Raw genomic sequence first — 1,203 nt, 5'->3', positions numbered from 1 at the left:
GACAAGAATTGGTATTTTCTGCCCTTCGCTTGCAATTGATAACTTCAGCGCCTCAAGTTCTCTRTCAGCCTCTTCGTCATTTTCGAAGCGATCCTTGTAAGGAGAGCGCTCCACTTTCGTGGGATCGAGGGAAATAATGCTGTCCTCGGTTAACTGCGAGAGCACTCTTCCCACGTTTGAAATGACCGGCGATGAGTGGCGTCGAGAAGGTAAAGCCTTGTCCAGTGCTTCAGGGACCTGGGCCGTATCACCGCGGTTTTCGGCATCCGCTGCCATTCTTTGAAGTATGCTCTTTTTCATACGCTACGCCCCCAAACCTTGTGGATCAGGTGAAGGATCTCGAAGTTAACACGATCCGCGCTTTCGATCGCTCGCTTCAGCGCCTCCCGACCAACCTCGCCGACTTCAAGCTCGTAAAGCGTTTTTTTAGCGACGGCTGCGCCAGCAATAGCAGTCGACTCCAGAGCCTCCGACACGAGTACGTCATCACCAAAAAGACGTCGCATGACTCCAGACATGTACTTCTGCGGTCCGTCGTTCGGATTCACACGTGTCAGAAGGAACCGGAAGAAATCATGCTCAAACTGGGCGCCGAACTGGCCCAGCGTCTCGGAAAGATCGGAAATCATGATGAGGAATTGATTGCAAGACGCCACGTCGAGCATGGCTGGATGAACCGTCACGATCAGCGACGTCGCAGCATACAGTGCTGCGAGCGTCGAGTAGCCAAGTGATGGCGGTGTGTCGAGAATGACAATGTCATAACGATCTTCCACACGAGCCAGCGCATTGCTGAGCCGCTCGAAAAAGAGACCGAGGTCGTCCCTATTCCTCTGTGTAAGGTAGGAAGGGGTGTCAAACTCGAAGTCCATGAGTTCGAGGTTTCCTGGCACCAGATCGACGCCTGGGAAATAAGTAGGTCGAATGACATCTGCCAAGGCTCGGCGCTCGTTGTCATAGCGTATCGCCGCATAGGCAGTCTCATTTTCGCCGAGATCAAATTCCGGTTGGATACCAAAAAGCGCCGTCATGGACGCTTGTGGATCCAGATCCATGCACAACACCCGGTAGCCCTGCAAGCCGAGGAAATGGGCCAGATGCATCGAGGTCGTCGTCTTCGAACTTCCCCCTTTGAAATTCGCAGTGGCGATAACCTGCAGCTTCTCGCCCTCACGGCGGTACGGCAAAAGCTCACCGGCATCA

At 53.7% G+C, this 1,203-nt stretch carries 2 protein-coding genes; both read right to left on the bottom strand.

The genetic code is table 11. The annotated features are described in order from the left end of the window. Positions 1-300: ParB N-terminal domain-containing protein (locus AC1D17_RS29020; RefSeq protein ID WP_477568644.1), on the bottom strand; the 300-nt coding region annotated here is incomplete at its 3' end. Then, a partial coding sequence (repA, locus tag AC1D17_RS29015; RefSeq protein ID WP_477568643.1) for a plasmid partitioning protein RepA occupies positions 297-1,203 on the bottom strand: 907 nt, incomplete at its 5' end. The genes AC1D17_RS29020 and repA, both read right to left, overlap by 4 nt.

The sequence above is a fragment of the Pararhizobium sp. P1_E7 genome (assembly GCF_056405855.1).
The sequence above is the reverse complement of the archived record's forward strand: the minus strand, read 5'-3'. Positions and strand labels throughout refer to the sequence as shown.